This window comes from Ruegeria hyattellae (assembly GCF_041537925.1).
GTDB lineage: Bacteria > Pseudomonadota > Alphaproteobacteria > Rhodobacterales > Rhodobacteraceae > Ruegeria_C.
On sequence record NZ_JBGOSH010000003.1, the window covers coordinates 637,936 to 663,855 of the forward strand.

Sequence of the window (25,920 nt, forward strand, 5' to 3'; positions counted from 1 at the left end):
GGATGATACCAGCAGTGTTTAGGTCAGGTCACGGGTCAAAGGAAACACTCATCTCAGTGCGAAAGCTCATCACGGATGGTGATGGATCGCGACGCCCCTGAGTGGCGCAGTTGGCGCGGGTCGCGCAATTGCGATGCGCCGCCTCGCGCTACGGGGTATTTTTTGGCCAGATGAACAAGGGATCCTGCATTCATCCGGCTCCAAATACCCCCGTGGATGTCGGGGGCGGTGCCCCCAACATAACCATTCAGGCCTTCACGCGCTCCGATTTGGGGTCATACATCGGTTTAAGCGAGGCTTCGGCCTTTACTTTCACGCCGCACACGTCGATCTCGTAGGTCGATGCCAGCACGTCCGCCGCCTTTTCGCCCTCGCAGGGCACATAGCCCAGACCGACAGCGGCCCCCAGTGTGTGGCCGTAATTGCCGGAACTGAGGTAGCCCACATATTCGCCATCGCGGAGGATGGGTTCGTTGTGGAACAAGAGCGGCTCGGCATCGGTCAGTTTGAACTGGACAAGCCGGTTCTTGGGGCCGTTCTCTTTACGTTCGATCACCGCCTGCTTGCCGATGAAGTCGGCGGGTTTGTTGACCTTGACCGCAAACCCCAAACCGGCATCAACCACGTGATCCTCGCAGGTGATGTCATGGCCGAAATGGCGGAAACCCTTTTCGATCCGCGCACTGTCCATCATGTGCATCCCGCAAAGCTTCAGATCCATGTCCTGCCCGGCCTCATGCAAGGTTTCAAACACATGCCCGGCCATGTCGGAGGACACATAGACCTCCCATCCCAGCTCGCCCACGTAAGTCACGCGGTGGACGCGGGCAATGCCCATGCCGATCTCGATCTCTTGCGCGGTACCGAAGGGGTTCACCTCGTTCGAGAAATCGGCGGGCGAGACCTTTTGCAGCAGCGCACGCGCGTTCGGGCCCATCACCGCCAGTACGCCTTCGCCTGCAGTGACATCAGTGATGACCACGTTGAAGTCGCCCTTGTGGCGTTCCATCCAGGTCTGATCGGCCAGACGTGTGGCGGCAGGTGTGACGACCAGATAGGCCAGCTCACTCAGCCGCGTGACGGTTACATCCGCCTCGATCCCGCCGGTGCGGTTGAGGAATTGGGTATAGACGATCTTACCGGTCGGCACCGAATAGTCTCCACCGCCGACATAGTTCATGAACGCCTCGGCATCCGGCCCCTCGACTCGGATCTTGCCGAAGGAGGACATGTCATACATGCCGACATTCTCGCGTATTGCGCGATGTTCAGCGGCGGAGTTATTAAACCAGTTCTGGCGTTTCCAGCTATACTGGTATTCCCGCTCCTGCCCCGGGTTTGCGAACCAGTTGGCGCGTTCCCATCCTGCCAACTCGCCCATCACCGCGCCTTGTTCCAGCAGGTGGTGATGGAACGGTGTCCGGCGCACACCGCGCGCGGTGGCCTTCTGGCGATAGGGGTAGTGGTCGGCATAAAGCAGGCCCAGCGTTTCCTTTGAACGCTCGAACAAATATTTTTTGTTGCCCTGAAACGGCTGCATCCGGCTGATATCGACATCGCCCAGATCGAAAGGTTTCTCGCCGCCATCCATCCATTCGGCCAGCGCCATACCGGCGCCACCGGCGGATTGGATACCGATCGAGTTGAACCCGGCCGCGACCCAGACATTGTCCATCTCAGGCGCAAGACCAAGGTGATAGGCATCGTCGGGCGTGAAGCTTTCCGGCCCGTTGAAGAAGGTGTGAATTCCCGCCTCGGCCAGCAATGGCACACGGTTACAGGCGGCCTCGAGGATTGGTTCGAAATGGTCGAAATCCTCGGGCAGCTGGTCAAATTCGAACGTCTCGGGAATGCCGTTCATGGCCCAAGGTTTGGCATTGGGCTCAAACGCGCCCAGCAGGATTTTACCCGCGTCTTCCTTGTAATAGGCGCATTCATCCGGCACCCGCAGCACCGGCAACTGGGTCATGCCATCGATATTCTCAGTGACGATGTAGAAGTGCTCGCACGCATGCAGCGGTACGTTCACACCCGACATGCGGCCCACTTCGTGACCCCACATCCCCGCGCAGTTCACCACCATGTCACATTCGATATGGCCTGAGTCCTTGCCATCATCCGAGACCCAGTCGACACCGGTCACCTTGCGGCCCTGTTTGACGATCTCAGTGACCTTGGTGCGCTCCTTGACGACAGCGCCGCCTTGGCGCGCGCCCTTGGCCAAAGCCAGTGCGATATTGGCCGGATCGCCCTGCCCGTCCAAGGGCAGATAAACCGCACCCTTGACGTCTTCGAGATTGATATGCGGGTACAGTTCCTGCACTCGCTCGTTCGAGATCTCTTCCACCTCGACACCAAACGCCCGCGCCATGGCGGCCTGACGATAGATCTCTTCGCGGCGCTCTTCGGTCAGCGCCACGGTGATCGAGCCGCAGCGCTTGAAGCCGGTGGCAACGCCTGTCTCTTGCTCAAGCGAGCCATAAAGCTCCTGGCTGTACTTCGCGAGCTTGGTCATGTTGGCGGTCGCGCGCAGCTGCGCAATCAGACCGGCGGCGTGCCATGTGGTGCCGGATGTGAGCTGCTTGCGTTCCAGCAGCACAACGTCGCTCCAGCCCTTCTTGGTCAGGTGATAGGCGACCGAACATCCGATCACGCCCCCACCGATGATGACAACGCGCGCCTTGCCGGGAAGATCTGCCATGGTTTTACCTCCGATTCTGCCGTTGCGCCTGTCTTGCCACGGATATGCGGCGGGAAATCTGCGAAAAGCGTCACGGCTTGCCGGAAATCAGGGATGATCCGGCACCCGCCTGCGGCGGCGGACCGCAAACGGGGTGACGCCGAAAAAGCTCTTGTAGATGCCCGAGAAGCCGTTCGGGAAACCGCAGGCCAGACCGACCTCGCGAATGCTCAGCGTGGTGTTGAGAAGCAGGTTGTTGGCCTTGGTCAGGCGCATCTCGCGGTAGAAGCCATTCGGCGTGGTGCCCAGAAAAGTCTTGAACTTGCGCTCCAGAGACCGGTTGGACAGGCCAAGCGTGCCCACCAATTCGTGGATCGCGACCGGCTCTTCGATATTGGCCTGCATGATCTTGATGCATTGGTCCAGTTTCTCGTCGCCGGTAGTGGTGGATTTGATCCCCGAATAGGGCTGCGGCGAGGCATAGTCGCGAACGCGTTCGTGCAGAAAGATGTCAGACACAGTCATCATCGCCGCACTCGACATGTGCCGCCCGATCAGTTCCAGCGTCACGTCGATGGTCGACCCCATTCCGGCACAGGTCACCACCTGCCCCACCTGCGATGCCAGCGCATGGCGCGCCTCCAGCGGCTCCATCCGTTCGCGCAAGATAAAGGAATTTTCCCAATGGGTCGTATGCTGCCCCGACTGGCCGCCGAAATCGCGGATATAGCGGGTTGCGGCCTCGGCCAGCAGAAACACCTGAGCGCCGCGATAGGTATAGTCCTGCACCATGCGGCCCAGCGACAGGTCGGGGAGATCGGGATCGGCATTGCCGATCACGAAGACATAGTCGGCAGCAGCATTGCGATCGAGCTTCTGGGTCTCGACCGTCGCGCCCGCCCGGCAGGCCACCGGCCCGCCTCCACGCGACCGGTACTGCCACGAAAACTGCGTCTTGGGAAACACCCGGTTCGCCGTGCGGATCACATCGACTACACCGGCAACCTCGGTCAGAACAAACCCATCCGCGACGATCACGTCGAAATGGATGTTACGCGGCTGTGGTCCGGAATTTCGCGCCATGCCCTGCCACCCCTAGACGATGTGATGGCCCGCGGCGCGCAGCCTGCGCGCCAGCTCGGCGATATGGGCGGGGCCAACCTCGCAACAGCCGCCGACGATCGTGGCCCCCTGGTCGAGCCAGCCCATGGCGTGATCGGCATAAGTGGCAGGCCCCAGATCCTGCCGCTGCTCCAGCGCGTCGACCGTGGGCGCATCCGCCAGAAACGCCTCTGTAATCCGGGTGAACCCGTTGGCATACGCGCCAAACGGTTTTTTAAAACCCTTGATCCGGTCGAGGGCCACGGGAATGGCCTCGGGGCGCGAGCAGTTGATCAGCAGGGCGTCAGGGTCAAACCGCGCGACAAGCGGAGCGATGTCTGCCAGTGCCTCGCCCGAACGAAGACAGCTGCCATCCTCATCCATCACGGTCAGCGCCAGCCAGACCGGTTTGCCGCAGCCATCGGTGCCCGCCAGCGCGCCTTCTGCTTCGAGCAGCGACGAAACCGTTTCGATCAAAAACAGGTCCACATGATCGCGCATTCGCGCCACCAGCTCACCATATCTCGCTGTCGCTAAGTCCAAAGGCGGGTGCAGATCCGGACGGTAGGAGGCCAGCAGCGGCCCCAGCACACCCGCGATCCGGCCCGACCCATGGGCATCGCGCGCCGCTTTTGCCTGGGCAAGCGCCGTATCGACCAGATGCAGCAGTTCCGCCTCAAGCGCCACACGCTCCAGCCGGTTCCGATGCAGCGCGTAGCTATTGGTGGAGGCAATCGTCGCCCCAGCCCGAAAATAGTCGGTATGCACGTCGCTCACCAGATCCGGGTGGTCGATCATCACCTGCGTCGACCAGAGCGGCGTCGCGCGATCGCCGCTGCGTTTGACCAGTTCCTGCCCGATCGAACCATCCAGGAGCGTGATTTCCGTCATGGGATCAGCACCAGTTTGCCGGGATGAATCTTGGCCTGAAAATCCGCCTGCGCGCGGGCGATCTCTCGCAGCGGATAGGTCTTCGAAACCAGCGGCTTGATTCTGCCCGCGTTCATCAGGGCGACGAGACGCCCGAACACTTCGGGCGGCTGATGGGTGCAGCCATGGATGGTGATGTCACGCAGGTAAATCTCGCGCAGGTCGGCCTCGACCATCGGGCCCGCGATCGCACCCGACACGGCATAATGACCGCCGGGTTTCAACGCCCGGATCAGGCCCGGCCAGTTGGGGCCGCCCACCACGTCGATGACCACGTCGAAACGATCGCTCGGCAGCGGAGCGTCGCGGTCGTAGGTTCCCGCCGCGCCCTGCGCCCTGACAACCTCTGCCTTGGCCGCGCCGGTCACTCCCGAAACACGCGCACTGCGCAGGGCGGCCAGTTGCACGGCGGCCAAACCGACACCGCCAGAGGCTCCGGTGATCAGCACCTCGTGGCCAGCGGTGACGCCCGCCCGTGTCAGCAGATTCTCCGCGGTGCCGAAGGCGCAAGGAATGGCGGCAATGTCGATATCCGAGAGCGGCGAGGCGGTCACGTCATACAGGTCATCGGCCTGCACAAGACAATATTGCGCGAAGGCCCCATCAATCTCGGAACCCAGCGCGATGAAACCTTGCGGCGCTCCGGGGCGCGGGCGTGGCAGGTTGATCGGACAGGTGAGGCGCTGACCGGATTCAAAACCGGCGCCCGGCCCGACCTGTTCGACAATGCCGCAGAGATCACCTCCCTGAATGCGCGGGAAGGCAAGCGCACCGCCCCACCCTCCTGCCTCGACCTGGTTGTCGACCGCATCGGTGGCCGTTTTGACATCCGGAGAATACCAGCCGATCCGCGTGTTGATATCGGTGTTGTTGACACCGGCGGCGGCCACCCGAACCAGCACCTGCCCCGGTCCGGGGACCGGAACAGGTATGTCGTCACGCCACTCCAGCGCCTCTGGCCCGCCGTGGCGGGTCAGGTAAACGCCGGACATGGTCGCGGGCAGCGTCATGCACGCAGTCTTTCGTTCTCAGGATCCCAGAGTGGCTGATCTTCCTGTACCACGGCCCGGCATTTCTGGCCGTAGATTTCAACCTCCAGCTCGGTCCCCGGATTTGCGAGCTCGGCCTTGATCATGCCCAGCGCAATGGACTTCCCGACCCGATAGCCCCAGGCGCCGGAGGTGGTTTCTCCAACAATCTCGCCATTCTGCCAGATGCAGGACATGTAGGGCGCATCGCAATCACCGGCATCTACTGTCATGGTGACAAAGGCCTTTTTCACGCCCTGCTGTTTCTCGTTCAGGATTGCGGCCTTGCCGGGGAAGTCCTGCGGCTTGTCGAGCTTGACGAACCGGCCCAGCGCGCCTTCCAGCAGCGAGTAGTCGGTCGACAGATCGCCCTTCCATGCGCGGTAGCCCTTTTCGATGCGCAAGGAGTTCAGCGCATACATGCCAAAGGGTTTTGCCCCGGCATTGATGATCGCGTCATATATCGCGGGCATATCGGCATTCAGCGCATGCACTTCCCAGCCCAGCTCACCTGCAAAGGAGACCCGGATCAGATAGGCGGGCTGCCCTGCGACAGTGGTGGATTGATGGGTCAGCCAGCCAGAGGACAGGTCGGCATCGGTCAGGCCCGACAGAATCTCGCGCGATTTCGGGCCGGTCACGATCAGCGTATCACGGGTGGTGGTGACGTCTTCGACCATGACGCTGGCGGGCATCGCGCCCCTCAGCATGTCGCGGTCATGCCACTGCGCCGTGGCCGCCGTGATCATCATAAAATCGTCCTCGCCCATCCGGACACAGGACATCTCCGTCAGGATACGACCGCGGTCGTCCGAGACATAGACCAGGTTCATCCGGCCCACTTTCGGCAGCCCGCCGGTGATCAGCCCACGCAGCGTCTCGGCCGCGCCTTCGCCCTTGACCATGAAGCGCGAGAATCCGGGCAGGTCGAGCACGCCGCAATGGTCGCGCACCGCCTCGCATTCCTCTTTTATCCGCTGTTCCCACGGGCCCGATCTGCCCCAGGTATGGGTCGCCTCGAGTGAGGTATCATCGCCCGGCTGCGCGAACCAGTTGGCGCGTTCCCAGCCGTTATATGCCCCCATGACGCCGCCCAGATCCCTGATCTTGTCATGCACGGGCGAGAGTTTCTTATCGCGCGCCGCAGGCCATTCGTGATGGGGGAAGTGCATGGCGTATTCGTTGCCATAGACCTCCATGCCCTTCTGGTTGCAGTAATCCTGATCGGTGTAATCGGTGTAACGGCGCGGATCGACGGCCCACATGTCCCATTCGGTGTGGCCATCGACGATCCATTCTGCCAGCACCTTGCCGGCACCGCCACCTTGCGCGATGCCGAAGGTGAAAGTATGCGCCTCGAACGCGTTTGTCACACCCGGCATCGGGCCGATCAGTGGCAGGCCATCGGGCGCGTAGGGAATCGGACCGTTGATGACGCGACCAACACCGGATGTCGCCATCAGCGGCACCCGGTCCATCGCGTCGGTGACGATATCCTCGATCCGGTCCAGATCGTCATTCCAAAGCTGGAACGAGAAGTCCTGTGGCATCGGGTCGTCCTCGGTCATCCAGTGGCCCTTGCAGTTGGGCTCGTAGGGGCCGAGGTTGAAGCCGTTCTTTTCCTGCCGCAAGTAGTAAGAGATATCCACATCGCGCAGCAGCGGCAGTTTCTTGCCCCCGTTCTCCTTGGACCACGCCTCGACCTCGGGCACTTCGTCGGTCAGCAGGTACTGGTGGCTCATCACCATTGCGGGCACGGTGCGACCACCGAACGGCTTGAACATCTCGCCCACACGCTGCGCATAATAACCTGCGGCGTTCACGACGTAGTCGCAGTTGATATCACCCTTATCGGTGTGCACGGTCCATGTGCCATCGTCATGCTGCGTCACACCCGTCGCCGGGCAGAAACGAATGATCTTCTGCCCCAGATCGCGAGCCCCCTTGGCCAGCGCCTGCGTCAGCTGCGCCGGGTCGATGTCGCCATCGGTCGGGTCATAGAGAGCCCCCTCAAGGTCGTGGGTTTCAAGGAAGGGATAATGCTCTTTCGCCTCTTCCGGGGTCCACATCTCCATCGGGATACCCTGATAGCGGCCCATGGCCATGGCGTGTTCGAATTCTTGCATCCGTTCCTTGCTATGCGCGAGACGGATCGAACCCGACACGTGGTAATTCATCGGATAGTCGACCTCTTCCGCCAGACGCGAATACAGCTCGGTCGAATAGCGCTGCATGTTCATGATCGCCCACGAATTCGAGAAGGTCGGCACGTTACCCGCAGCGTGCCAGGTCGAACCGGCGGTCAGCTCGTTCTTTTCCAGCAACACGCAGTCGGTCCAGCCCTTCTTGGCAAGGTGGTACAGAGAGGAGGTCCCTACTACACCGCCACCGATGATGACCACGCGGGCCTTGTTTGGAATTTCTGCCATTGTCTTTGTTCCCATTTACTGTGCCCGTTGGGGCAGGTCGTCCTTGATGTCATAATAGTCGCCCTTGTCCGCCACGAAGATGTGGCGGCTCAGGGCTAGTCCGGTAGGCGTGTCGAACGCCCCCATGGAGATCGAGATCGTGTCCTCGTCATTGTGCTGCCAGAAGAGGAACGACCCGCACTGTCTGCAAAACCCGCGTTTTGCAGTATCGGAGGCGCGGAACCAGCCGAGCGTCTCACTGGCGGTAAAGCTCAGATTGTCCTGATGGGTCTCGGTCGAGGCCCAGTGATGGCCCGACTGCCTGCGGCACTGTCCGCAGTGGCAGGCAGAGGGCGGCGCGAGTGCTCCGTCGACGGTGAATGCGACCTGGCAGCACAGGCAGGACCCCTTGTGCATTGCGCTATCCCCGCGTTGCAGGCGTGTTGCTGGTGCCCAACAAAAGCCCGTAGATGATGAAGCAACCAGCCATGACCCGTCGCACCCAGATGTTGAACACCGCACCCATCGCTGCCCGGCCCATGATGGCCCCCAGCAAGGTGAAACCGGTGTAGCTGAGCGTTGTGATGACCAGCGCGCTGGGCATAAGGACCCCCATCTGCTGCCAGATCGGCACATCCGGCTGCACGAACTGTGAAAACGCCGCAAGATAACCCGCAACGCTTTTGGGGTTGATGGTGGCGATGGCCAGCGCGTGCAGATAGACGTGGCGCGCGGGCCGTTCCGTAGCGGGCACCGGCCTGCTCGCATTCATCCATCCCCGGATGCCGAGCCAGATCAGAAACCCCGCGCCAATCAGCTTGGCAACTAGGAAACCGGTGGGCGAGGTGGCGATCAGCGCGGTGACGCCCAGCGCCGACAGGATCAGAAACGCGCTGGCCTGCGTCAGGATCGCCAGCACACCGATCATGGCCTTGGCTAAAGGCAGGCTCATACCGTTCGATATGCAATTGACCGCATTCGGTCCCGGTGTGGTCACGAATACCACCCAGAACAGTGCGAATATGGTCCAGGCCTCGATGCTCATCAGTACACCGGCGGCGCAATGACCCAGATGGCCACGGCGGGGACATCATAGGGATTGGACCAGCGATAGACTTCCTGCTTGATGCGAAAGCTGTCTCCGGGTCCGACAGTGAAACGACGTGCACCGATGGTCAGATCGAGCTGCCCTGATACCATATAGCCGACCTCCTGGGTCGGGCGATCTGCCGGTGTCTGCATGCGCGAATGCGGTTGAAATGTGGAATGCACCATTTCGAACTCATCGGTCAGGTCGGGTGAGAGCAGTTCTTCGATCAGCCCCTCTTCGCCCGACCCCATCGGTCGGCGCGACCCGGCGCGCACGATATAACCCTGCTCGTCGGCAGGTGCGGCGGAATGGGCGAAGAGCATGGACATCGGCACACCAAGGCATTCGGCGATCTGGCGCAAGTCGGAAATGGTCGGCTCAGACATGTCGCGTTCAACCTGGCTGAGCCAGCCTACCGAACGGTCAAGCTTGGTGGCAATGTCGGACAGTGTCAGACCACGCGCCTTGCGCAAGGCGCGGATATCGACCCCCAATGTCGCTCGCTGCGGGGCCTGATCGTTCACTTGTCCCTCCGTCAACTTCGTGAAATTTTTGCTCCGTTTTTCATCTAGCGCTGATTCCGTGAAATTTCCAAGCGTTTTTTCATTGCGCTCGGATTTTCGCTGACGGTATTACCCGATCATGTGGAATGTGGTGTTTTTCCTGTGGGCCATAAACGGTCTGACAATCGCGCTTTTTGGCTGGGACAAGCTCTGTGCCCGGCGCAAGCGGCTGCGCGTGCCCGAGCGGAGATTGCTCTGGTGTGCGGCCCTGGGCGGCAGCCCGGCAGCCCTGCTGAGCCGCTGGATCTTCCGCCATAAGACCCGCAAGCAACCGTTTTCGCGCTGGTTGTGGGGCATTTTTATTTGTCAGGTGGGCATCGGCGCCCTTGCCCTGTCCAACGGGCTGATCTGACCCGCGCTCAGACCGACAACCACCCGCCCTGTCGCGCCGACCACCAGCGCGCGGTCAGCAGCAACAGCCCTGCTGCCACGACCAAATAGCCGGTTTCGGGATGGGTCCCAAAGAGGGCATCGTTTAGCCGGCGGCCCGGCATGAGCGTCAGAAGCCCGGCAAGGCCGATCCCCCACCAGTAGATGCTCTGCATTGTGGCCTTGTGGGCGGCAATCCGGGCTGCGCGTGCATCGGACAGGCCCGAGATCAGCCCCTGCAGAACGAAGATCGAGATCAGGTGGATGGGCCCAAACGGGCCGATGACCCGCCACCCGGAGATGAAGAACGATGACAGCGCCATCACAGCCATCGCGCTGATCCAGGCATAGCCCGTGCACTTGTGCAGCAGGTCGCGTTTGCTGCGATAGATCGCAAGCGGCCCCAGCACTGTTGCCGGTATCGCGGCACACACGTGAAGCTGGATCGCAAACGGGGCATTCAGAATCGGGTCGAGTGTCACCGCAGGCCCTTTCGCGTTGGTACAAACGCGACTATTCTGAACGGTACCCGGCCATATGCGACAAGATCAGATGCGCCAGATACGAGACAATTGCGCCAATCCCGGCCGCGCGGCATTTGCGCTACGCGAGTTGCAGCAGCATTTGAAACACCCGACCACGGCAACAATCCTGTCTGGGATAGCACTTGTCCTGACGATCATCGACGCGTTTGGCCTGAAGGACGTGATGAGCTTCGCACCGCGCCTGATCTATGTGCTTGTGATGGTCTGGGTGACCTATGCGATCGGGTTCCTCGTGTCGCAGACATTAGGAACCCGACTGTCGAAAAGTCGGCTCAGCGGTCTGGCAGGCTGGCTGGTACAGGGCGCGGTCGCGGGGGTATTCATTCTGGGTGCAGTGCTTGGGTTGAACCTGCTGGCATTCGGGTCGGTCCCGTCCGGAAACATGACCTCCTTCGCACTGAGCGTGATAGGGGCCACGATGGTTATCACGGTGATGCTGCAGCGCATCCACGATCTTGGATCCGCACCGGAGCATGGGCCCGCGATCCTTGACCGGCTGCCCTTCGACAAGCGCGGCAGATTGCTGTCACTTTCCGCCGAAGATCACTATACCAATGTGCGTACCGACAAGGGCCAGAACCTGATTTTGATGCGCTTTTCGGACGCGGTGAAAGAAGCGGCCCCGGTCGAGGGCTATCAGGTCCACCGCTCGCATTGGGTGTCGTGCAGCGGCATCGCAACCGTGCGGCGCAGCAAGGGACGGGTCATCGTCACTCTGTCCGACGGCACCGAGATACCGGTGAGCCGCAGCTACCTGCCCGCCCTTCAACAGGCGGGCCTTGTGCCGGGGCCTCGCCCCTGACGGCAAGCAGCCCCGCAACCCGCTAGCGGGCAAAGACCTCGGACAGGATCTGCGACAACGCCTCTGCGTCTGTGTCGGAAAAGGCGGCGGGCTGATTGCTGTCGATGTCAAAAACCGCGATGATCCGGCCCGCCCTGTCGCGCACCGGGATGACCAGTTCCGACCGGGTCGAGCTGGCGCAGGCGATATGACCGTCGAAGGCATCCACGTCGGCGACAAGCTGCACCTCACCGGTCCGCGCCGCCGCGCCGCAGACGCCACGCGCGAAGGGGATGACCAGACAGCCATGCCCGCCCTGATAGGGACCGATCTTGAGCAGTTCAGGTTCGGTCACGCGGTAGAACCCGGTCCAGTCGAACCGGTCGTCCGAGTGATGCACCTCGCAGGCGATCGTGGCCATGAGCGCGACCGTGTCAGTCTCGCCCTCGGTCAGGGCGGCGATGGTTTGAGCCAGATGATTGTAGTTTGCACGCATGGTGTTGTGTTCCCCTGCTGCGCGGCGCTCAGGCATTCAGCACGCGCCGCAGCCAATCGGCGGTTTGGTCCACTGCGTCGTTGCCCTGCGGGATCACCTTGGTCAAGGACATAAAGGCGTGGATCTGGCCGGGATAGTTCAGCAACTCGGCGTTGACCCCACCTTCGGTCAGCTTGGCTGCATATGCCTGCGCGTCATCCCATAGCGGGTCATGGCCACCAGCGATGATCAGCGCCTCGGGCTGGTTGCTCAACGTTTCGGAAAAGATCGGTGAGACGCGCGGATCAAGCCGGTCCTGCTCCTCGGGCAGATAGAGGTTGATGTACCAGTCGATCCGTGTGGCGGGCAGCAAGGGCTGGTCCTGCAGATCACGTATCGACGGCGTTTCAAGCCGCGCATCCACGCCAGGATAGATCAGCAGCTGCGCGCGCGGCAGATCGATATCCGCCGTCGCAAGATCATGCATCAGGCAGGCCGTCAGGTTGCCCCCGGCGCTGTCGCCGCCGACCACAAGCTGTTCGGGCGCGACGCTGAGCACTGTCTCTCCTTCGATCAGCGCGCGATAGGCTGTCAGAATATCTTCAGGAGCAGCCGGAAACGGATTTTCGGGCGCCAGGCGATAGTGGTACGAGATCACTCGCAGGCCCGATTGCAGAGCCAAAGCGCCGCACAGCCCGTCATGGGTCTCGATCCCGCCCTGTATCCAGCCGCCGCCATGCAGATAGAGCAGCGTTGGCTGAACCGCCTGCATGTTGCCGCCTTGCGGAACATAGACCCGGGCAGGCCGGTCCCCGGCAGCGCCCGGCAACGTGATATCGGACTTTGAAACGCCATCCGGGCAGGGCTTGCCAAGCTTTTCGGCCATCGCCGCAAGCTGGCGGCGGCTTTCCTCGACGGGCGGCAACTCGTTGGGATCGCGTAGCAACGCCACCAGCTCGCCCACCGCCTGCGCCTTGGTGTCGATCACGCGACCCGCAACGGTCGCGCGCCGCCCGATATAGATCAGAGCAACCAGTGGTTCGGGCATCAGCAGCTTGATGAACCCGAACAAGATCCTCACCTTACGCATGTCGCATTGTCTCCCTGCCTTGGCGGCAGGCTGCGACAATCACCCACCCAGCGACAAGCGCTACGCGGCGTCACGATGCCTGCTGGTCTAGATACGCTCGATTGCGATGGCGGTTCCCTCTCCGCCGCCGATACAGATCGCAGCGATCCCGCGTTTCAGACCTCGTGTTTCCAGCGCGTTCAGCAGCGTGACCATGATTCGCGCGCCCGAGGCGCCGATCGGGTGACCCAGCGCACAGGCGCCGCCATTGACGTTTACTTTGTCACGGGACAGCCCCATTTCGCGCATGAAGGCCATGGGCACCACGGCGAAGGCTTCGTTGACCTCCCACAGATCGACGTCATCCGTGCTCCAGCCCAGACGGTCGAGCAGCTTCTGCGCCGCCGGAACAGGCGCGGTTGTGAACCAACCTGGTGCCTGCGCATGGCTCGCATGGCCCGGAATCCGCGCGCGCGTCTTTAATCCGCGCGCCTCAGCCGCCCCGGCCGACGCCAGCACCAGCGCCGCGGCGCCGTCCGAGATCGAAGAGGCATTTGCCGCCGTCACAGTCCCCTCGGGTCGAAAGGCCGGTTTCAGCGTCGGTATTTTGTCGGGACGCGCGGTTTTGGGCTGCTCGTCATCCGCGATGATCGCTTCGCCCTTGCGGGTTCTGACGGTCACAGCCGCGATCTCGGCGTCGAATGCGCCGCTTTCCTGTGCCGACAGCGCGTTGGACAGCGATTGCAACGCATATTCGTCCTGTGCTTCGCGGGTGAACTGGTATTTCTCGGCGCAATCCTCGGCAAAGGTGCCCATCAGCCGGCCCTTGTCATAGGCATCCTCGAGCCCGTCGAGAAACATGTGGTCAATCACCTGAGCATGGCCGATCCGCGCACCGCCCCGCATCTTGGGTAGCAGGTAAGGCGCGTTGGTCATGCTCTCCATCCCGCCTGCGATCATTGTGTCGGCATGGCCCAGCGCGATCTGGTCATAAGCCAGCATCGCGGCCTTCATGCCCGAGCCACACATCTTGTTGAGCGTGGTGGCGGGCACCTCTTCGCCCAGACCGGCGGCAAATCCCGCCTGTCGCGCCGGGGCCTGGCCCTGACCGGCCGGCAGAACGCAACCCATCAACAACTCGTCAACCGAGGCCAGCCCTGTGCCGTCAAGCGCCCCGCGGATGGCGACACCGCCAAGCGCGGCGGCCGTCATCGGTTCGAACGCGCCCTGAAACCCACCCATGGGCGTTCGGGCCGCCCCTGCAATCACCACCTCTTTCATGGCATTCCTCCAAATTTATCGTAACTTGGATACCGAATGGTAAGAATTGGCGTCTAGCGTATTTCTACCTATCGCTTGCAAAAAGGGAAACTTCGGATATGAGCCTGAGCAGCAGGGTGGCCGGTGATGCGCGCATCATCACGGTCAGCGCCGACCGGATCGACGCCGCCATGGCCATCCAGTTCAAAGAAGACATGCGCACACAAACCGCTGACTCCACCGGGCGCGTCATTTTGGATCTTTCCAGAGTGGAGTTCATCGATTCCAGCGGCCTTGGCGCGATCGTGGCATCAATGAAACAGCTTGACGACGGACGTAAGCTGGATCTGGCCGGGCTGACCCCGATCGTCGAGAAGGTCTTTCGCCTGACCCGGATGGATACGATCTTCAACCTGTTCCCCACCCTCGACGCAGCGCTGTCGACGGAGACAAGGTGAGACAGGCGGGTGGAACCGGACCACGCCACTGATCGATTGCGCCTGAGCGTAATCGCCACTCCACTGGCCGCGCGCCAGGCAGTGAGCGACCTCTGCAGCCATGTCGCGAAATCGGGCGTGGCGCCCGCGCGGATGGAGGATATCCGCATCGTGCTTGCAGAAGTGCTCAACAATATTGTCGAGCATGCCTATCGACCGCGCGCGCCCGGCCGCATCCGGGTCAGCGTCGCCGCAACACCCGAGCTGGTCGAAATCGAATTGTCCGACTTCGGCACACCGCTGCCAACGCGGAGCCTGTCTGCCCGCACGCTGCCGCCCCCCAACCCCGATGACCTACCCGAAGGCGGGTTCGGCTGGCACTTGATCCGAACACTTGCGGATCAGGTCGCGTATGAAAGGCGGGCCGGCTGCAACCACCTTAGCCTGCGCTTCGAGCTACCCGAACACAACGCCAGCGTGTCACAATAATGTCCCAATCATTCCGCAGTGCCGCCGCAAACGCGCGCGATACAATCCGTGTAGCTGCATAAAGCTTCCCTCGGTGCCGCGTGTAACAGCCCCCACCCTGAACGCGGCGCCGAGGAACGTTTCCCCCTGACACCTGACTGCATGCCCCTCGCTCCAATTGCCATGCGGCCTCCGATTTCCCCATAGTCGACTCAGCAAGTCTTGGTCCGGGCGCTGAAAGCACCCTGCCAGCGGGCTTTGTCGCGTGCACACATCCCGGCTCCCCATTGCAATGAGCCGCCACTCAGTTAGCATCCCCCAGTGAAGCGGAGATCGCGCCGACCACCGGCGCAGCACATACCGCACGCCTAGGGAGATTGAATTCATGACGAAAGTTACAACGGCACTTGCCGTCGCAACCGGCATGCTTGCGTTTGCCGCGACAACCGCATCCGCAGAAAAGCTGACCATCGGGCTGGCTTCGGAACCAACTGCGATGGACCCGCATTTCCACAATCTCGGCCCCAACAACGCCATGGCGTTCCACATCTACGACCGGTTGGTCGCGCAGGACGAGAAGCAGAACCTGACACCCGGCCTAGCAGTTTCGTGGCAACCGATCGACGACCTGACATGGGAATTCAAACTGCGCGAGGGCGTGACCTTCCATGACGGCAGCGACTTCAACGCCGATGACGTGCTCTGCACCATTACCCGCGCGCCGGACGTGCCAAACTCGCCCTCAAGCTTTGGCGCTTATCTCAAGGGGAAGACTGCCGAAAAGATTGACGACTACACCGTCCATATCAAGACCGCCGAACCTTATCCGCTGATGGCCAATGACATCTCGACGATCCCGATCATCTCGGACAGCGCCGGGTGCGACGCCTCCACCGAAGAGTTCAACGCAGGCACCGCCGCCGTGGGCACCGGTCCGTTCAAGTTCGGCGACTACAAACCCGGCGAGAGCATCACAATGCTGCGCAACGACGCCTATTGGGGCGATGCACCAGCCTGGGCCGAGGTAGAGTTCCGCCCGATCAAATCCGGTCCCAGCCGGGTTGCGGCGCTTCTGGCCGGCGACGTGGACATGATCGCCGGGGTGCCGACCACCGATATCGCCACTCTCGAAGCCAACGAGGACATCCAGCTCAGCCAAGGCGTGTCGAACCGGGTGATCTATTTGCATCTGGATCAGTTCCGCGAGAACTCGCCCTTCGTGAAGGGCAATGACGGGGCCGAAATCAAGAACCCGCTGATGGACCAGAAGGTGCGCACAGCCATTTCCAAGGCAATCAATCGTGACGCTATAGTGGATCGGGTGATGGAAGGGGTCGCGCTGCCCGCCGGGCAATTGCTGCCCGATGGCTTCTTTGGAGTGTCCGAAAACCTGCAACCGGTGGCCTATGATCCCGAGGGTGCCAAGGCATTGCTGGCCGAGGCCGGGTATCCCGACGGATTTCAACTGACCATTCATGGCCCCAATGACCGCTATATCAACGACGCCAGAATAGCCGAGGCGATCGGTCAGATGCTGACGCGGGTCGGGGTCAAGACTTCGGTCGAAACGATGCCGCGCTCGGTTTATTTCGGCCGTGCCTCGAAGGGCAGCCCCGACGGTCTGCCCGAGTTCAGCTTCATTCTGGTTGGCTGGGGCGCAGGTTCGGGCGAGGCCTCGTCACCGCTCAAGTCGCTGATTCACACTTATGACAAGGACAAGGGGTTCGGGTCGTCCAATCGTGGCCGCCATTCCAGCGACGAGATCGACGCGGTGATCGAAGAGGCGTTGCGCACCGTGGATGACGCCAAGCGGCAGGAGCTGCTCGCGCAGGCCACTGAGATGGCGATCGAGAATGTGGCGATTATTCCGACTCATTTCCAGGTCAATACCTGGGCAGCCAAGAAGGGGCTGGAATATATCCCACGCACCGATGAATACACTTTCGCGACCGGCGTCGTGAAACAGTGACCGCACGGGCCGGGCCTCGTGGCCCGGCTCTTTGACCGGCAAGGCGAATTCCCATGACAGTTTTCATCATAAGGCGGCTGATGCAGGCCCTTCTTGTGGTGTTCCTGATGTCGGTGATCGTGTTCTTTGGCGTCAATGTCATTGGAGATCCGGTGCATATGCTGGTCAGCCCAGACGCCGATCAGGCCGATATCGAGGCCACGATCCGCCGCCTTGGCCTGGACCGCCCTATTTGGGAGCAGTACCTGCTGTTTGTCAGCGGCGCGGCGCAGGGCAATCTGGGCAATTCCTTCATCTTCGGGGAACCAGCGCTCAAGCTGATCCTGCACCATATGCCTGCCACGCTGGAACTGGCCTTCAGCGCGCTGTTTCTGGCGGTGGCAGTGGGCGTGCCGCTTGGACTTTATGCCGGACTCTATCCTGACAGCCCGCTGTCCAAGGGCATCATGGCCGGGTCGATCCTGGGGTTTTCGCTTCCCACCTTCTGGGTTGGGCTGATGCTGATCATGTTCTTTGCGGTCGAACTGGGCTGGCTGCCCTCGACCGGGCGCGGTGACACCGGGCATATCCTCGGGATCGAGACCAGCCTGGCTACGCGGGACGGGCTGTCGCATGTTCTGTTGCCGGCGATGAATCTGGCGCTGCTGAAAATCTCGCTTGCGATCCGCCTGACCCGCGCCGGGGTGCGCGAGGCGATGGGACAGGATTACGTCAAATACGCCCGCGCCAAAGGGCTTTCGACCCGCCGCATCGTCTTTGTGCATGTGCTCAAGAATATCATGATCCCGGTGGTCACTGTGATGGGGCTCGAATTCGGCAGCCTGATCGGGTTCTCGGTGGTGACCGAGTCGATCTTTGCGTGGCCAGGGATGGGCAAACTGCTGATCGACGCGATCCTGCAGCTCGACCGGCCTGTGGTGGTGGCCTATCTGATGATCATCGTGCTGTTCTTTGTCCTCATCAACCTGATCGTGGACATCCTTTATTCCATTCTCGACCCTAGGGTACGCCTGCGGGATCAGGGCGCATGACGGATCTGGCCGACCAGCCCGAGGCGGTACAAGCCGCGCCAGTGGAAACACCTTTCCGGCGGTTTCTGTCGGAATTCCTGGAGAGCCGAATTGCAGCGGTTGCGGTGTGTGTTCTGGGCCTGATCATCGTGCTGGCGGTGCTGGCCCCGTGGATCACCCCGCAAAACCCCTATGATCTGGCGCAGGTCGATGTGCTGGACGGGCGCCTGCCACCGGGGTCCGAGGCGTTTGCGGGTTATACGATGTGGCTGGGATCGGACGGGTCGGGGCGCGATCTCTATTCGGCGATCCTGTATGGGCTGCGCATTTCGCTGTCAGTGGGGGTCGCCTCGGGCATCATCGCGCTGGCGATCGGCATGGCGATCGGGCTGCTGGCGGCTTATGCGGGCGGGCGCACCGAGAACATCATCATGCGGGTTGTCGATCTGCAGCTTTCTTTTCCGGCAGCGCTTGTGGCGCTGATGCTGGTGGCCATTTTGGGCAAGGGGATCGACAAGATCATTTTGGCGCTGGTGGTGGCGCAATGGGCCTATTATGCCCGTACCGTGCGCGGAACCGCCCTGGTCGAGCGCAACAAGGAGTATGTCGAGGCCGCGCAATGCCTTGGCCTGTCGCGCCTGCGCATCGTGTTCCGCCACATCCTGCCCAATTGCCTAGCGCCTCTGATCGTGGTGGGCACCGTGCAGACCGCTCACGCGATCTCGCTTGAGGCGACTTTGTCCTTTCTTGGGGTCGGCCTGCCGCAGACCGAGCCGTCTCTGGGCGTGCTGATTGCAAACGGGTTCGAATACATGCTGTCGGGGCGCTACTGGATTTCGGTCTTTCCCGGTCTGGCGCTGCTGCTGACGGTGGTGTCGATCAATCTTGTTGGCGACCAACTACGCGATGTGCTGAACCCGAGGCTGAAGAAATGAGCGCGGTGCTAGAGGTCAGTGCGCTGCGCACGCATTTCTTTACCCATGCCGGGGTGATCAGAGCTGTGGATGGCGCCGATTTCAAGGTCCGCAAGGGCGAGGTGATGGGGTTGGTCGGCGAATCCGGGTCGGGTAAGTCGATCACCGGGTTCTCGATCCTCGGCCTGATTGACCCGCCCGGACGCATCGTCGACGGGTCCATCCGTTTCAACGGCGCCGAGATCGCCAACGCCCCCGAGCCGGAGTTGCAAAAGCTTCGCGGCAACCGGATCGCGATGATTTTTCAGGACCCGATGATGACGCTGAACCCGGTTTTGAGGATCGACACACAGATGATTGAGGCGATCCTGGCTCATGAGGACATCCCGCGACAGGTCGCTTGGGAACGCTGCCGCGAAGCGCTGGGGCTGGTGGGCATCCCCTCGCCCGAAGAACGGCTACGCGCCTATCCGCATCAGCTGTCGGGCGGCATGCGTCAGCGGGTGGCCATCGCCACCGCCTTTCTCAACCGTCCCGACCTGATAATCGCGGACGAACCGACTACAGCGCTGGATGTCACCATTCAGGCCCAGATCATTCATGAGGCGCAGAAGCTGACCCGCCAGACCGGCACGGCGATGATCTGGATCACCCATGACCTGGCCGTCGTCGCGGGCCTCGCCGACCATATCTCAGTGATGTATGCCGGGCGGATCGTCGAACAGGGCACCACCGATGACGTGATCGACCGACCGCTGCACCCCTATACCGTGGGCCTGCTGGGTTCGGTGCCTTCGGCCAACAAACGCGGCCAGCGGCTTTATCAGATCGAAGGAATGACACCCAACATGCTGGCAATGCCAAAGGGATGCGCCTTTGCTCCCCGCTGCCGCGCGGCCACCCCGGACTGCAGCACCGCGCCGCAGATCACCAAGGTCGACGGGCGGCGGTTGCGCTGTCATCACCCGCAGGCACTTGGGGCTGCAACGTGACCGCGCCGTTGCTTGAAATCCGGGGCGTGTCGAAACGGTTCACCAAACGGCTGGACGTGGCGGGCAAGATCGCCCAACGCCTCGGCTCGAAGATCAGGGAAGAGACCGTGCATGCGGTCGATGCCGTCGACCTCTCTATCGCTCCGGGCGAGGTGCTGGGGCTTGTGGGTGAATCGGGCTGCGGCAAGTCCACCCTAGGCCGTGTGGTGGCCGGGATACATGGCGCGAGCGTTGGTCAGGTGCTTTATGATGGCAAGGACATAGCAACGCTATCGGGAGCCGAGAAACGCGCCGCCACGCTGGCGATCCAGATGATCTTTCAGGACCCGTTCGCCAGCCTGAACCCAAGGATGCGTGTCGAGGACATCATTGGTGAAGCGCCTCGTGTGCATGGACTGGTCTCTACCTCGGACACCGAGGACTACGTCGAAGAGGTCATGGGCAAGGTCGGGCTGGATCCATCGATGAAGCGCCGATACCCGCACCAGTTCTCGGGGGGACAAAGGCAGCGGATCGGCATTGCCCGCGCGCTGGCCGTCAAACCCCGCTTTCTGGTCTGTGACGAAGCAATCGCCGCGCTCGATGTCTCGATCCAGGCGCAAGTCATCAACCTGTTCATGGACCTGCGCGAAGAGCTTGGCCTGACCTATCTGTTCATCAGTCACGATCTAAGCGTGGTCGAGCATATCGCCGACCGGGTCGCGATCATGTATCTTGGTCGCATTGTCGAAAGCGCGCCGACCGAAGAACTGTTCGCCGCGCCCAAACATCCCTATACCAAGGCGCTGCTGGCCGAGGCCCCGCGTCTGGATCAGCGCAAGCGCGATTTCGCACCGATCGAGGGCGAGATTCCCTCGCCGCTCGACCCGCCGCCCGGCTGCCACTTCAACCCGCGCTGTCCATTGGCCCGCGCGGATTGCCGCGCCGCGCGCCCGGTGCTGCATCCCATCTCACCAACCCGCTCAGTTGCCTGCCACCACTGGACCGAGACCTGAGGCTTCAGACGAACCGGTTGACGTAATTTTCCAGCATTTCCTGACGGCCCGAGCGGGGTTCGGGATTGATCGCCTCGGCCAGAACGCGATCAGTGATGCTGCCCAGATCGCTGCCCAACATCGCCTGCGCTTCAGGCGCAGACCATCCCGCATAGCGGTCCTGCAGTGCCTGTTCCAACCCACCATCTTCGACCATCGCAGCGGCGGCTTTCAGGCCGCGGGCGCAGATATCCATGCCACCCACATGGGCCGCAATCAGGTCATGCGGGTCGAGCGACTGGCGGCGCAGCTTGGCGTCGAAATTTGTGCCACCGGTATCGAACCCGCCCGATTTCAGAATATGGTAATAGGCCAGCGCCACCTCGGGCGTGTTGTTGGGGAACTGATCGGTGTCCCAGCCGGACTGGTAGTCGTTACGGTTCATGTCGATCGAGCCCAGCATGCCTTCGCTGGCGGCCACGGCGATCTCATGCTCGAAACTGTGCCCGGCTAAGATGGCGTGCCCCTGTTCAAGGTTCAGCTTTACCTCATCCTCCAGCCCGTATTTGCGCAGAAAGCCAATGCAAGTGGCGGCATCATAATCGTATTGATGCTTGGAGGGTTCCTGCGGTTTCGGCTCCACCAAAATCGCGCCCTTGAACCCGATCTTGTGCTTGTAATCGACCACCATGTTCAGGAACCGGCCCATATGATCCAGTTCCTGCGTCAGGTCGGTGTTGAGCAGGGTCTCATACCCTTCGCGCCCGCCCCAAAGCACATAGTTCTGGCCACCCAGCTTTTGCGTAGCATCCATGCAGCTTTTTACCGTGGCCGCTGCAAAGGCAAAAACCTCCGGATCGGGATTGGTCGAGGCACCCGACATCCAGCGCCGGTGGCTGAACATGTTGGCGGTACCCCAAAGCAGACCGGTCCGGCTGGCCTGCATCTTTTCCCCGATATAGTCAGTGATCTCGTCCAGCGTCGCGAGGTTGTCGGCGAATTTGCCCTGCTCTGGCCGGATATCGGCGTCGTGCCAGCAGAAATAGGGCGCGCCGAGCAGATCGAACATCTCAAAGGCAACGTCCGCCTTCAGCTTGGCCCGCCCCATATCGTCCTGCGGGTGCCAGGGGCGCACAAAAGTCTGCCCGCCAAAGGGATCGCCGCCCTCCCACGCGAAGCTGTGCCAATAGGCAACGGCAAAGCGAAGGTGGTCTTCCATCCGCTTGCCCAGCACAATCTCGTCGGGATTGTAGTGGCGGAAGGCAAGCGGATTGGTGCTGCCCTCGCCCTCATAGCTGACCTTCTCGATACCCTCGAAGAATCCAGTAATCATGCCACTGCTCCTTACCTGTTAGTCCCGGAAGAGGCTCAGGCCGCCTCTTCCCCCGGTTTCTTGCCAAGGATGATCATCGACAGCAGGTCATCATCGGTGACATCGTCGATCTCGACCGTTCCCACCAACTCGCCGTTTTTCATCACGCTGGCCCGGTCGCAAAGCTCCATTACCGCATGCACGTCATGATCGATCAGGAAGATGCCGATCCCGTCCGCCTTGAGTTGCTGGATCAGTTCGGCCACCATCTGCGTTTCGTGCGGGCCCAGCGCCGCCGTGGGTTCGTCCATGATCAGAACCTTGGCATTGAAGTAGACCGCGCGTGCAATGGCGACCGACTGGCGTTGACCGCCCGACAGCGCCGAGACCGGCTCGTTGAACTTCTGAAAGTTCGGGTTGAGGCGGCCCATGATCTTGCGGCACTCCGCCTCCATCGCCGAATCGTCCACCAGACCAAGCGGTGTCACCAACTCGCGACCCAGAAACAGGTTCGAGGCAGCATCGAGATTGTCGGCCAGCGCCAGCGTTTGATAAATCGTCTCGATGTTCAGCGCGCGGGCGTCGCGGGGGTTCTGGATGTCGACCGTCTGCCCGTTCACCCGGATCTCGCCGGTTTCCTTCTGATAGGCGCCCGAGAGCATCTTTATCAGGGTCGATTTCCCGGCACCGTTATGACCCAGCAGGCCCACAACCTCACCCGGATAGAGATCGACGCTAACGTGATCGACGGCCTTGATACCCCCGAAAGAGATCGAGACATCGTCCATTTCCACAAGGGGCGTATCGCCCGCGGCGCGTTTTGGATTGCGTGTCATCACTTTGCCCCCACTCGTTTGCGGTAGATGATGTCGATCAGCACTGCCAGAACCAGCACCGTGCCAACCACGATGTTCTGGAACGGTGCATCAACGCCGACCATGGCCATGCCCGATTGCAGCGCCTGCATGATCAGAGCACCCAGGATCGCGCCATAGATCGTGCCGAAGCCACCCGACAGTGCAGTGCCCCCAATCACGGCGGCAGCGATCACGCGCAGCTCGTCCAGCGTTCCGATATCGTTGGAGTGGTTGGACAGACGCGCCGAGGCGATCACCGCCGACAGCGCACAAAGAAAGCCCATCAGCGCGAATATCTTTACGGTCAGGCGCCGTGTATTGATGCCTGACAGCTCTGCCGCATCCGGATTGCCTCCGGTGGCAAATATGTAGCGGCCAAAGCGGGTCCGGCGTGCGATGATCGTCATCACAACCGCAACCGTGATCAGGATCAGCACCGAAACCGGCAGGCCATAGCCCACTTCCAGCCCTTCGGGCATGGTCTCGCCCCGCGCCTCGAACATCCGCTCAAGACGGCGTTTGGGAATGTGGTAGGAGTTCAGAATCCAGATGAAGCCAAAGATAGCTCCGGCGGTAATTGCGCAAAGCGTCGCTTCGGCCCAGGCCGGCTTGACCGGGAAGCCATGCCCCGCTTTGGCACGCCGCGCGCCCCAAAGGCCCCAGATCGCCAGTGCCGCCGCCAGAGCAGCCAACAGCCAACTTGTCGTCTCGCCCAAGGTACCATTGGTGCCGCCAAAGATCAGGAAAGTTCCGTCAAGCGGGCCGATGGTCTGACCATCGGTCAGATACCAGGCCACGTTGCGCCAGACCAGAAATCCGCCCAGCGTCACGATGAAGGCGGGAATGCTGAGATAGCCCACCATCCAGCCCTGAAAGGCCCCGATCAGCGTACCTGCGGTCAGCCCGACCACCAGCGTAATCAGCCAGATCGCCGGATTGCCCAACCCCAGGCCCAACGTATGCGGCAGGATCTGCGTCTGTGTCACCGCCATGATCGCCGAGGTGGTGGCCAGCAGCGCGCCCACCGACAGGTCGATATGCCGGTTCACGATCACAAAGACCATGCCACAGGCCATGATCGCGACCGAAACGGTCTGGATTGTCAGGTTGAAGATGTTTCTCGGTGTCAGGAACCGACCATCTGTCAGGATATTGAAACCAATACACAGGATGACGAAAGCGCCAATCATGCCCAACAGCCGCAGGTCCAGTTCCAGTTGCTGGAACAGGTTACCTTTTTGCCGTTCGGGGATTGGCTGAGACGTTGCGTCTGTCATGTCAGACCTCTTCGTGTCAGCGGTGGTGGGGAGTGGGGTGCCGCACCGTGGCGCAGCACCCGGTCGTTCTTGAGTAGACGACCTTAGTTACAAGGTGCCGGGCCGCCCGTCACGCCCTGGCAGAGCGCGTCCTGGGTGATCCAGCCAGCATCGACCACGGCGGTCAGATTGTCCTTGGTGACCGGAACCGGGGCCAGGAACTTGGCCGTCATGGCGGTACCAGCTGGCGAGGTCCACTCGCCCGCCCCGTCGACATCCGAACCCGATGCGCCACCGGCCATCGCGACGGCAACTTCGCCTGCCGCTTTGCCCAGTTCACGTGCGTCCTTCCAGACCGACACGGTCTGCGTACCGTTGGCCACACGGTTCAGCGCGGCGTGGTCGCCATCCTGACCGGAAACCGGCGTGCCTTCCATGCCCTGAGCGGTCAGGGCCGCAACGGCGCCGCCCGCGGTGCCGTCATTGGAGGCAACCACGGCGTCAACCTTGTTGTCATTAGCGGTCAGAATCTGTTCCATGTTGCGCTGCGCATTGGCAGGCAGCCAGCCATCGGTATAGGCCTCGCCCACAATGGTGATCTTGCCGCTGTCAATTGCCTCTTGCAGGATCTCCTGCTGACCGCCACGCAGGAAATCCGCGTTCGGATCGGTGGGCGAACCCTTGATCATCACGTAATTGCCTTCAGGCTGCGCTTCGAGCACCGCGCGGGCCTGCATCCGGCCCACCTCGACATTGTCGAATGTCAGGTAAAAGGCGCGCGGGTCTTCGATCAGGCGGTCATAGGCGATGACCGGAATACCTTCGTCAGCGGCGGCCTGAACCGCAGGGCCGATGGCCTGGGTGTCTTGCGCCAAAATGATCAGCGCGTCCACGCCCTGAGCGATCAGGCTTTCCACATCCGCCAATTGCTTGCTGGACGAAGATTGCGCATCTGCCGAAACATATTCGGCACCGGCCGCGTCAAGTGCCGCGACAATGGCGGCTTCGTCCGTCTTCCAGCGTTCTTCCTGAAAATTCGACCAGCTTACGCCGACAGTTTGCGCATATGCCGCTGTGCTCATCAGCATTGCGGCAACAGCAGTGAGTCCGAGTTTTTTCATGGTGTTCCTCCTCCCTGAGAAATTGCGTGCTGATGGTTTGGCCTCAGCATGATGTGTTTTAACATATTTATTTTTCCTGTCAAAATAAATATGCTAGACTTAGACAAATGGACCGGGACCAGCTTGCTACGCGTGAAAACGCGGCACAAGCCAAATGAGGATATGACGCCATGAATGCGCCCAGACCCACCCCTGCGGCAGCCGACCAGCGAGAGGTCAGCCGGTTGAGAATCCTCGAAGAAATCCGTGCGGCAAACCGGATCGCGCGCATCGACATCGCCTCGGCCACGGGGCTCAGCCCGGCGACCGTG

The 25,920-nt window shown here is 61.5% G+C and carries 26 protein-coding genes; 10 read left to right on the forward strand and 16 right to left on the reverse strand.

Annotation, left to right across the window (positions count from 1 at the left end; genetic code table 11):
• Positions 1-247 precede the first annotated feature (247 nt).
• The 8 genes from AB1E33_RS10645 to AB1E33_RS10680 all read right to left on the reverse strand — a co-directional run bounded on the left by AB1E33_RS10645 (position 248) and on the right by AB1E33_RS10680 (position 9,761).
• Positions 248-2,701: a GcvT family protein gene (locus tag AB1E33_RS10645; RefSeq protein ID WP_372577234.1), complete on the reverse strand. Its 2,454-nt coding sequence runs from the start codon at positions 2,699-2,701 to the stop codon at positions 248-250.
• A gap of 87 nt (positions 2,702-2,788) precedes the next feature.
• Entirely contained in the window at positions 2,789-3,763 is a 975-nt protein-coding gene (locus tag AB1E33_RS10650) for a GlxA family transcriptional regulator (protein WP_372577235.1), read from the reverse strand.
• A gap of 12 nt (positions 3,764-3,775) precedes the next feature.
• On the reverse strand, positions 3,776-4,672 hold the full coding sequence (locus AB1E33_RS10655; RefSeq protein WP_372577236.1) for a homocysteine S-methyltransferase family protein: 897 nt from the start codon (positions 4,670-4,672) through the stop codon (positions 3,776-3,778).
• Positions 4,669-5,721 (reverse strand): alcohol dehydrogenase family protein, encoded by a 1,053-nt coding sequence (locus AB1E33_RS10660; RefSeq protein ID WP_372577237.1) that lies wholly within the window; start codon positions 5,719-5,721, stop codon positions 4,669-4,671. The genes AB1E33_RS10655 and AB1E33_RS10660 overlap by 4 nt, the downstream gene beginning before the upstream one ends.
• Entirely contained in the window at positions 5,718-8,168 is a 2,451-nt protein-coding gene (locus tag AB1E33_RS10665) for a GcvT family protein (protein WP_372577238.1), read from the reverse strand. Before AB1E33_RS10665 ends, AB1E33_RS10660 begins: the two co-directional genes overlap by 4 nt.
• Before the next feature lie 15 nt (positions 8,169-8,183).
• Positions 8,184-8,564: a GFA family protein gene (locus tag AB1E33_RS10670; RefSeq protein WP_372577239.1), complete on the reverse strand. Its 381-nt coding sequence runs from the start codon at positions 8,562-8,564 to the stop codon at positions 8,184-8,186.
• 4 nt (positions 8,565-8,568) lie between these two features.
• The gene (locus tag AB1E33_RS10675; RefSeq protein WP_372577240.1) at positions 8,569-9,192 is read right to left on the reverse strand and encodes a LysE family translocator; all 624 of its coding nucleotides are present in this window, start codon (positions 9,190-9,192) and stop codon (positions 8,569-8,571) included.
• Entirely contained in the window at positions 9,192-9,761 is a 570-nt protein-coding gene (locus AB1E33_RS10680; protein ID WP_372577241.1) for a helix-turn-helix domain-containing protein, read from the reverse strand. Before AB1E33_RS10680 ends, AB1E33_RS10675 begins: the two co-directional genes overlap by 1 nt.
• 130 nt (positions 9,762-9,891) lie before the next feature.
• Between AB1E33_RS10680 and AB1E33_RS10685 the strand changes: the two genes are divergently transcribed.
• A complete protein-coding gene (locus AB1E33_RS10685) occupies positions 9,892-10,152 on the forward strand; it encodes a DUF1294 domain-containing protein (RefSeq protein WP_372577242.1) in 261 nt (86 codons plus the stop codon).
• A 7-nt stretch (positions 10,153-10,159) separates the two neighbouring features.
• Here the strand turns inward: AB1E33_RS10685 and AB1E33_RS10690 are convergent, their stop codons facing one another.
• Positions 10,160-10,651, reverse strand: coding sequence for a DUF2306 domain-containing protein (locus AB1E33_RS10690; protein WP_372577243.1), 492 nt, complete (start codon positions 10,649-10,651; stop codon positions 10,160-10,162).
• Positions 10,652-10,721: 70 nt separating this feature from the next.
• Here AB1E33_RS10690 and AB1E33_RS10695 point away from each other — a divergent pair, with 70 nt between their 5' ends.
• Positions 10,722-11,516: a LytTR family DNA-binding domain-containing protein gene (locus AB1E33_RS10695; RefSeq protein ID WP_372577244.1), complete on the forward strand. Its 795-nt coding sequence runs from the start codon at positions 10,722-10,724 to the stop codon at positions 11,514-11,516.
• Between the two features lie 22 nt (positions 11,517-11,538).
• Here the strand turns inward: AB1E33_RS10695 and msrC are convergent, their stop codons facing one another.
• The 3 genes from msrC to AB1E33_RS10710 form a co-directional block, all read right to left on the reverse strand.
• A complete protein-coding gene (gene msrC, locus AB1E33_RS10700; RefSeq protein WP_372577277.1) occupies positions 11,539-11,991 on the reverse strand; it encodes a free L-methionine (R)-S-oxide reductase MsrC in 453 nt (150 codons plus the stop codon).
• A 28-nt stretch (positions 11,992-12,019) separates the two neighbouring features.
• Positions 12,020-13,060: an alpha/beta hydrolase gene (locus AB1E33_RS10705; protein WP_372577245.1), complete on the reverse strand. Its 1,041-nt coding sequence runs from the start codon at positions 13,058-13,060 to the stop codon at positions 12,020-12,022.
• A gap of 87 nt (positions 13,061-13,147) precedes the next feature.
• The gene (locus tag AB1E33_RS10710; RefSeq protein WP_372577246.1) at positions 13,148-14,320 is read right to left on the reverse strand and encodes a thiolase family protein; all 1,173 of its coding nucleotides are present in this window, start codon (positions 14,318-14,320) and stop codon (positions 13,148-13,150) included.
• Between the two features lie 98 nt (positions 14,321-14,418).
• On the opposite strand from AB1E33_RS10710, the gene AB1E33_RS10715 reads away from it, so the two are divergent.
• The 7 genes from AB1E33_RS10715 (at position 14,419) to AB1E33_RS10745 (ending at position 21,084) form a co-directional block, all read left to right on the forward strand.
• The gene (locus AB1E33_RS10715) at positions 14,419-14,757 is read left to right on the forward strand and encodes an STAS domain-containing protein (RefSeq protein ID WP_372577247.1); all 339 of its coding nucleotides are present in this window, start codon (positions 14,419-14,421) and stop codon (positions 14,755-14,757) included.
• 9 nt (positions 14,758-14,766) lie between these two features.
• Positions 14,767-15,225, forward strand: a complete 459-nt coding sequence (locus AB1E33_RS10720) for an ATP-binding protein (protein WP_372577248.1) — start codon at positions 14,767-14,769, stop codon at positions 15,223-15,225.
• Positions 15,226-15,589: 364 nt separating this feature from the next.
• Positions 15,590-17,173 carry an ABC transporter substrate-binding protein gene (locus AB1E33_RS10725; RefSeq protein ID WP_372577249.1) on the forward strand — a complete coding sequence of 528 codons (1,584 nt, stop codon included), beginning with the start codon at positions 15,590-15,592 and terminating at the stop codon, positions 17,171-17,173.
• Positions 17,174-17,226: 53 nt separating this feature from the next.
• A complete protein-coding gene (locus tag AB1E33_RS10730; RefSeq protein WP_372577250.1) occupies positions 17,227-18,204 on the forward strand; it encodes an ABC transporter permease in 978 nt (325 codons plus the stop codon).
• Complete coding sequence (locus AB1E33_RS10735) at positions 18,201-19,118, forward strand: ABC transporter permease (RefSeq protein ID WP_372577251.1); 918 nt, start codon at positions 18,201-18,203, stop codon at positions 19,116-19,118. The genes AB1E33_RS10730 and AB1E33_RS10735 overlap by 4 nt, the downstream gene beginning before the upstream one ends.
• Positions 19,115-20,089, forward strand: coding sequence for an ABC transporter ATP-binding protein (locus AB1E33_RS10740; protein ID WP_372577252.1), 975 nt, complete (start codon positions 19,115-19,117; stop codon positions 20,087-20,089). Before AB1E33_RS10735 ends, AB1E33_RS10740 begins: the two co-directional genes overlap by 4 nt.
• Complete coding sequence (locus AB1E33_RS10745) at positions 20,086-21,084, forward strand: ABC transporter ATP-binding protein (RefSeq protein WP_372577253.1); 999 nt, start codon at positions 20,086-20,088, stop codon at positions 21,082-21,084. The genes AB1E33_RS10740 and AB1E33_RS10745 overlap by 4 nt, the downstream gene beginning before the upstream one ends.
• Before the next feature lie 4 nt (positions 21,085-21,088).
• Here the strand turns inward: AB1E33_RS10745 and xylA are convergent, their stop codons facing one another.
• The 4 genes from xylA to xylF all read right to left on the reverse strand — a co-directional run bounded on the left by xylA (position 21,089) and on the right by xylF (position 25,609).
• Positions 21,089-22,396 (reverse strand): xylose isomerase, encoded by a 1,308-nt coding sequence (gene xylA, locus AB1E33_RS10750; protein ID WP_372577254.1) that lies wholly within the window; start codon positions 22,394-22,396, stop codon positions 21,089-21,091.
• 35 nt (positions 22,397-22,431) lie between these two features.
• Positions 22,432-23,211, reverse strand: coding sequence for an ATP-binding cassette domain-containing protein (locus tag AB1E33_RS10755; protein WP_372577255.1), 780 nt, complete (start codon positions 23,209-23,211; stop codon positions 22,432-22,434).
• The gene (locus tag AB1E33_RS10760) at positions 23,211-24,509 is read right to left on the reverse strand and encodes a sugar ABC transporter permease (protein ID WP_372577256.1); all 1,299 of its coding nucleotides are present in this window, start codon (positions 24,507-24,509) and stop codon (positions 23,211-23,213) included. The genes AB1E33_RS10755 and AB1E33_RS10760 overlap by 1 nt, the downstream gene beginning before the upstream one ends.
• Before the next feature lie 83 nt (positions 24,510-24,592).
• A complete protein-coding gene (gene xylF / locus AB1E33_RS10765; RefSeq protein WP_372577257.1) occupies positions 24,593-25,609 on the reverse strand; it encodes a D-xylose ABC transporter substrate-binding protein in 1,017 nt (338 codons plus the stop codon).
• 170 nt (positions 25,610-25,779) lie between these two features.
• On the opposite strand from xylF, the gene AB1E33_RS10770 reads away from it, so the two are divergent.
• On the forward strand, positions 25,780-25,920 hold a 141-nt coding region (locus AB1E33_RS10770; RefSeq protein WP_372577278.1), incomplete at its 3' end, for a winged helix-turn-helix domain-containing protein.

Coding starts and splice junctions, on each gene's coding strand:
- AB1E33_RS10645 (WP_372577234.1), bottom strand. CDS start 2,701: ATGGCAGATCTTCCCGGCAAGGCGCGCGTTGTCATCATCGGTGGGGGC.
- AB1E33_RS10650 (WP_372577235.1), bottom strand. CDS start 3,763: ATGGCGCGAAATTCCGGACCACAGCCGCGTAACATCCATTTCGACGTG.
- AB1E33_RS10655 (WP_372577236.1), bottom strand. CDS start 4,672: ATGACGGAAATCACGCTCCTGGATGGTTCGATCGGGCAGGAACTGGTC.
- AB1E33_RS10660 (WP_372577237.1), bottom strand. CDS start 5,721: ATGACGCTGCCCGCGACCATGTCCGGCGTTTACCTGACCCGCCACGGC.
- AB1E33_RS10665 (WP_372577238.1), bottom strand. CDS start 8,168: ATGGCAGAAATTCCAAACAAGGCCCGCGTGGTCATCATCGGTGGCGGT.
- AB1E33_RS10670 (WP_372577239.1), bottom strand. CDS start 8,564: ATGCACAAGGGGTCCTGCCTGTGCTGCCAGGTCGCATTCACCGTCGAC.
- AB1E33_RS10675 (WP_372577240.1), bottom strand. CDS start 9,192: ATGAGCATCGAGGCCTGGACCATATTCGCACTGTTCTGGGTGGTATTC.
- AB1E33_RS10695 (WP_372577244.1), top strand. CDS start 10,722: ATGCGCCAGATACGAGACAATTGCGCCAATCCCGGCCGCGCGGCATTT.
- msrC (WP_372577277.1), bottom strand. CDS start 11,991: ATGCGTGCAAACTACAATCATCTGGCTCAAACCATCGCCGCCCTGACC.
- AB1E33_RS10705 (WP_372577245.1), bottom strand. CDS start 13,060: ATGCGTAAGGTGAGGATCTTGTTCGGGTTCATCAAGCTGCTGATGCCC.
- AB1E33_RS10710 (WP_372577246.1), bottom strand. CDS start 14,320: ATGAAAGAGGTGGTGATTGCAGGGGCGGCCCGAACGCCCATGGGTGGG.
- AB1E33_RS10715 (WP_372577247.1), top strand. CDS start 14,419: ATGAGCCTGAGCAGCAGGGTGGCCGGTGATGCGCGCATCATCACGGTC.
- AB1E33_RS10725 (WP_372577249.1), top strand. CDS start 15,590: ATGACGAAAGTTACAACGGCACTTGCCGTCGCAACCGGCATGCTTGCG.
- AB1E33_RS10730 (WP_372577250.1), top strand. CDS start 17,227: ATGACAGTTTTCATCATAAGGCGGCTGATGCAGGCCCTTCTTGTGGTG.
- AB1E33_RS10735 (WP_372577251.1), top strand. CDS start 18,201: ATGACGGATCTGGCCGACCAGCCCGAGGCGGTACAAGCCGCGCCAGTG.
- AB1E33_RS10740 (WP_372577252.1), top strand. CDS start 19,115: ATGAGCGCGGTGCTAGAGGTCAGTGCGCTGCGCACGCATTTCTTTACC.
- xylA (WP_372577254.1), bottom strand. CDS start 22,396: ATGATTACTGGATTCTTCGAGGGTATCGAGAAGGTCAGCTATGAGGGC.
- AB1E33_RS10755 (WP_372577255.1), bottom strand. CDS start 23,211: ATGACACGCAATCCAAAACGCGCCGCGGGCGATACGCCCCTTGTGGAA.
- AB1E33_RS10760 (WP_372577256.1), bottom strand. CDS start 24,509: ATGACAGACGCAACGTCTCAGCCAATCCCCGAACGGCAAAAAGGTAAC.
- xylF (WP_372577257.1), bottom strand. CDS start 25,609: ATGAAAAAACTCGGACTCACTGCTGTTGCCGCAATGCTGATGAGCACA.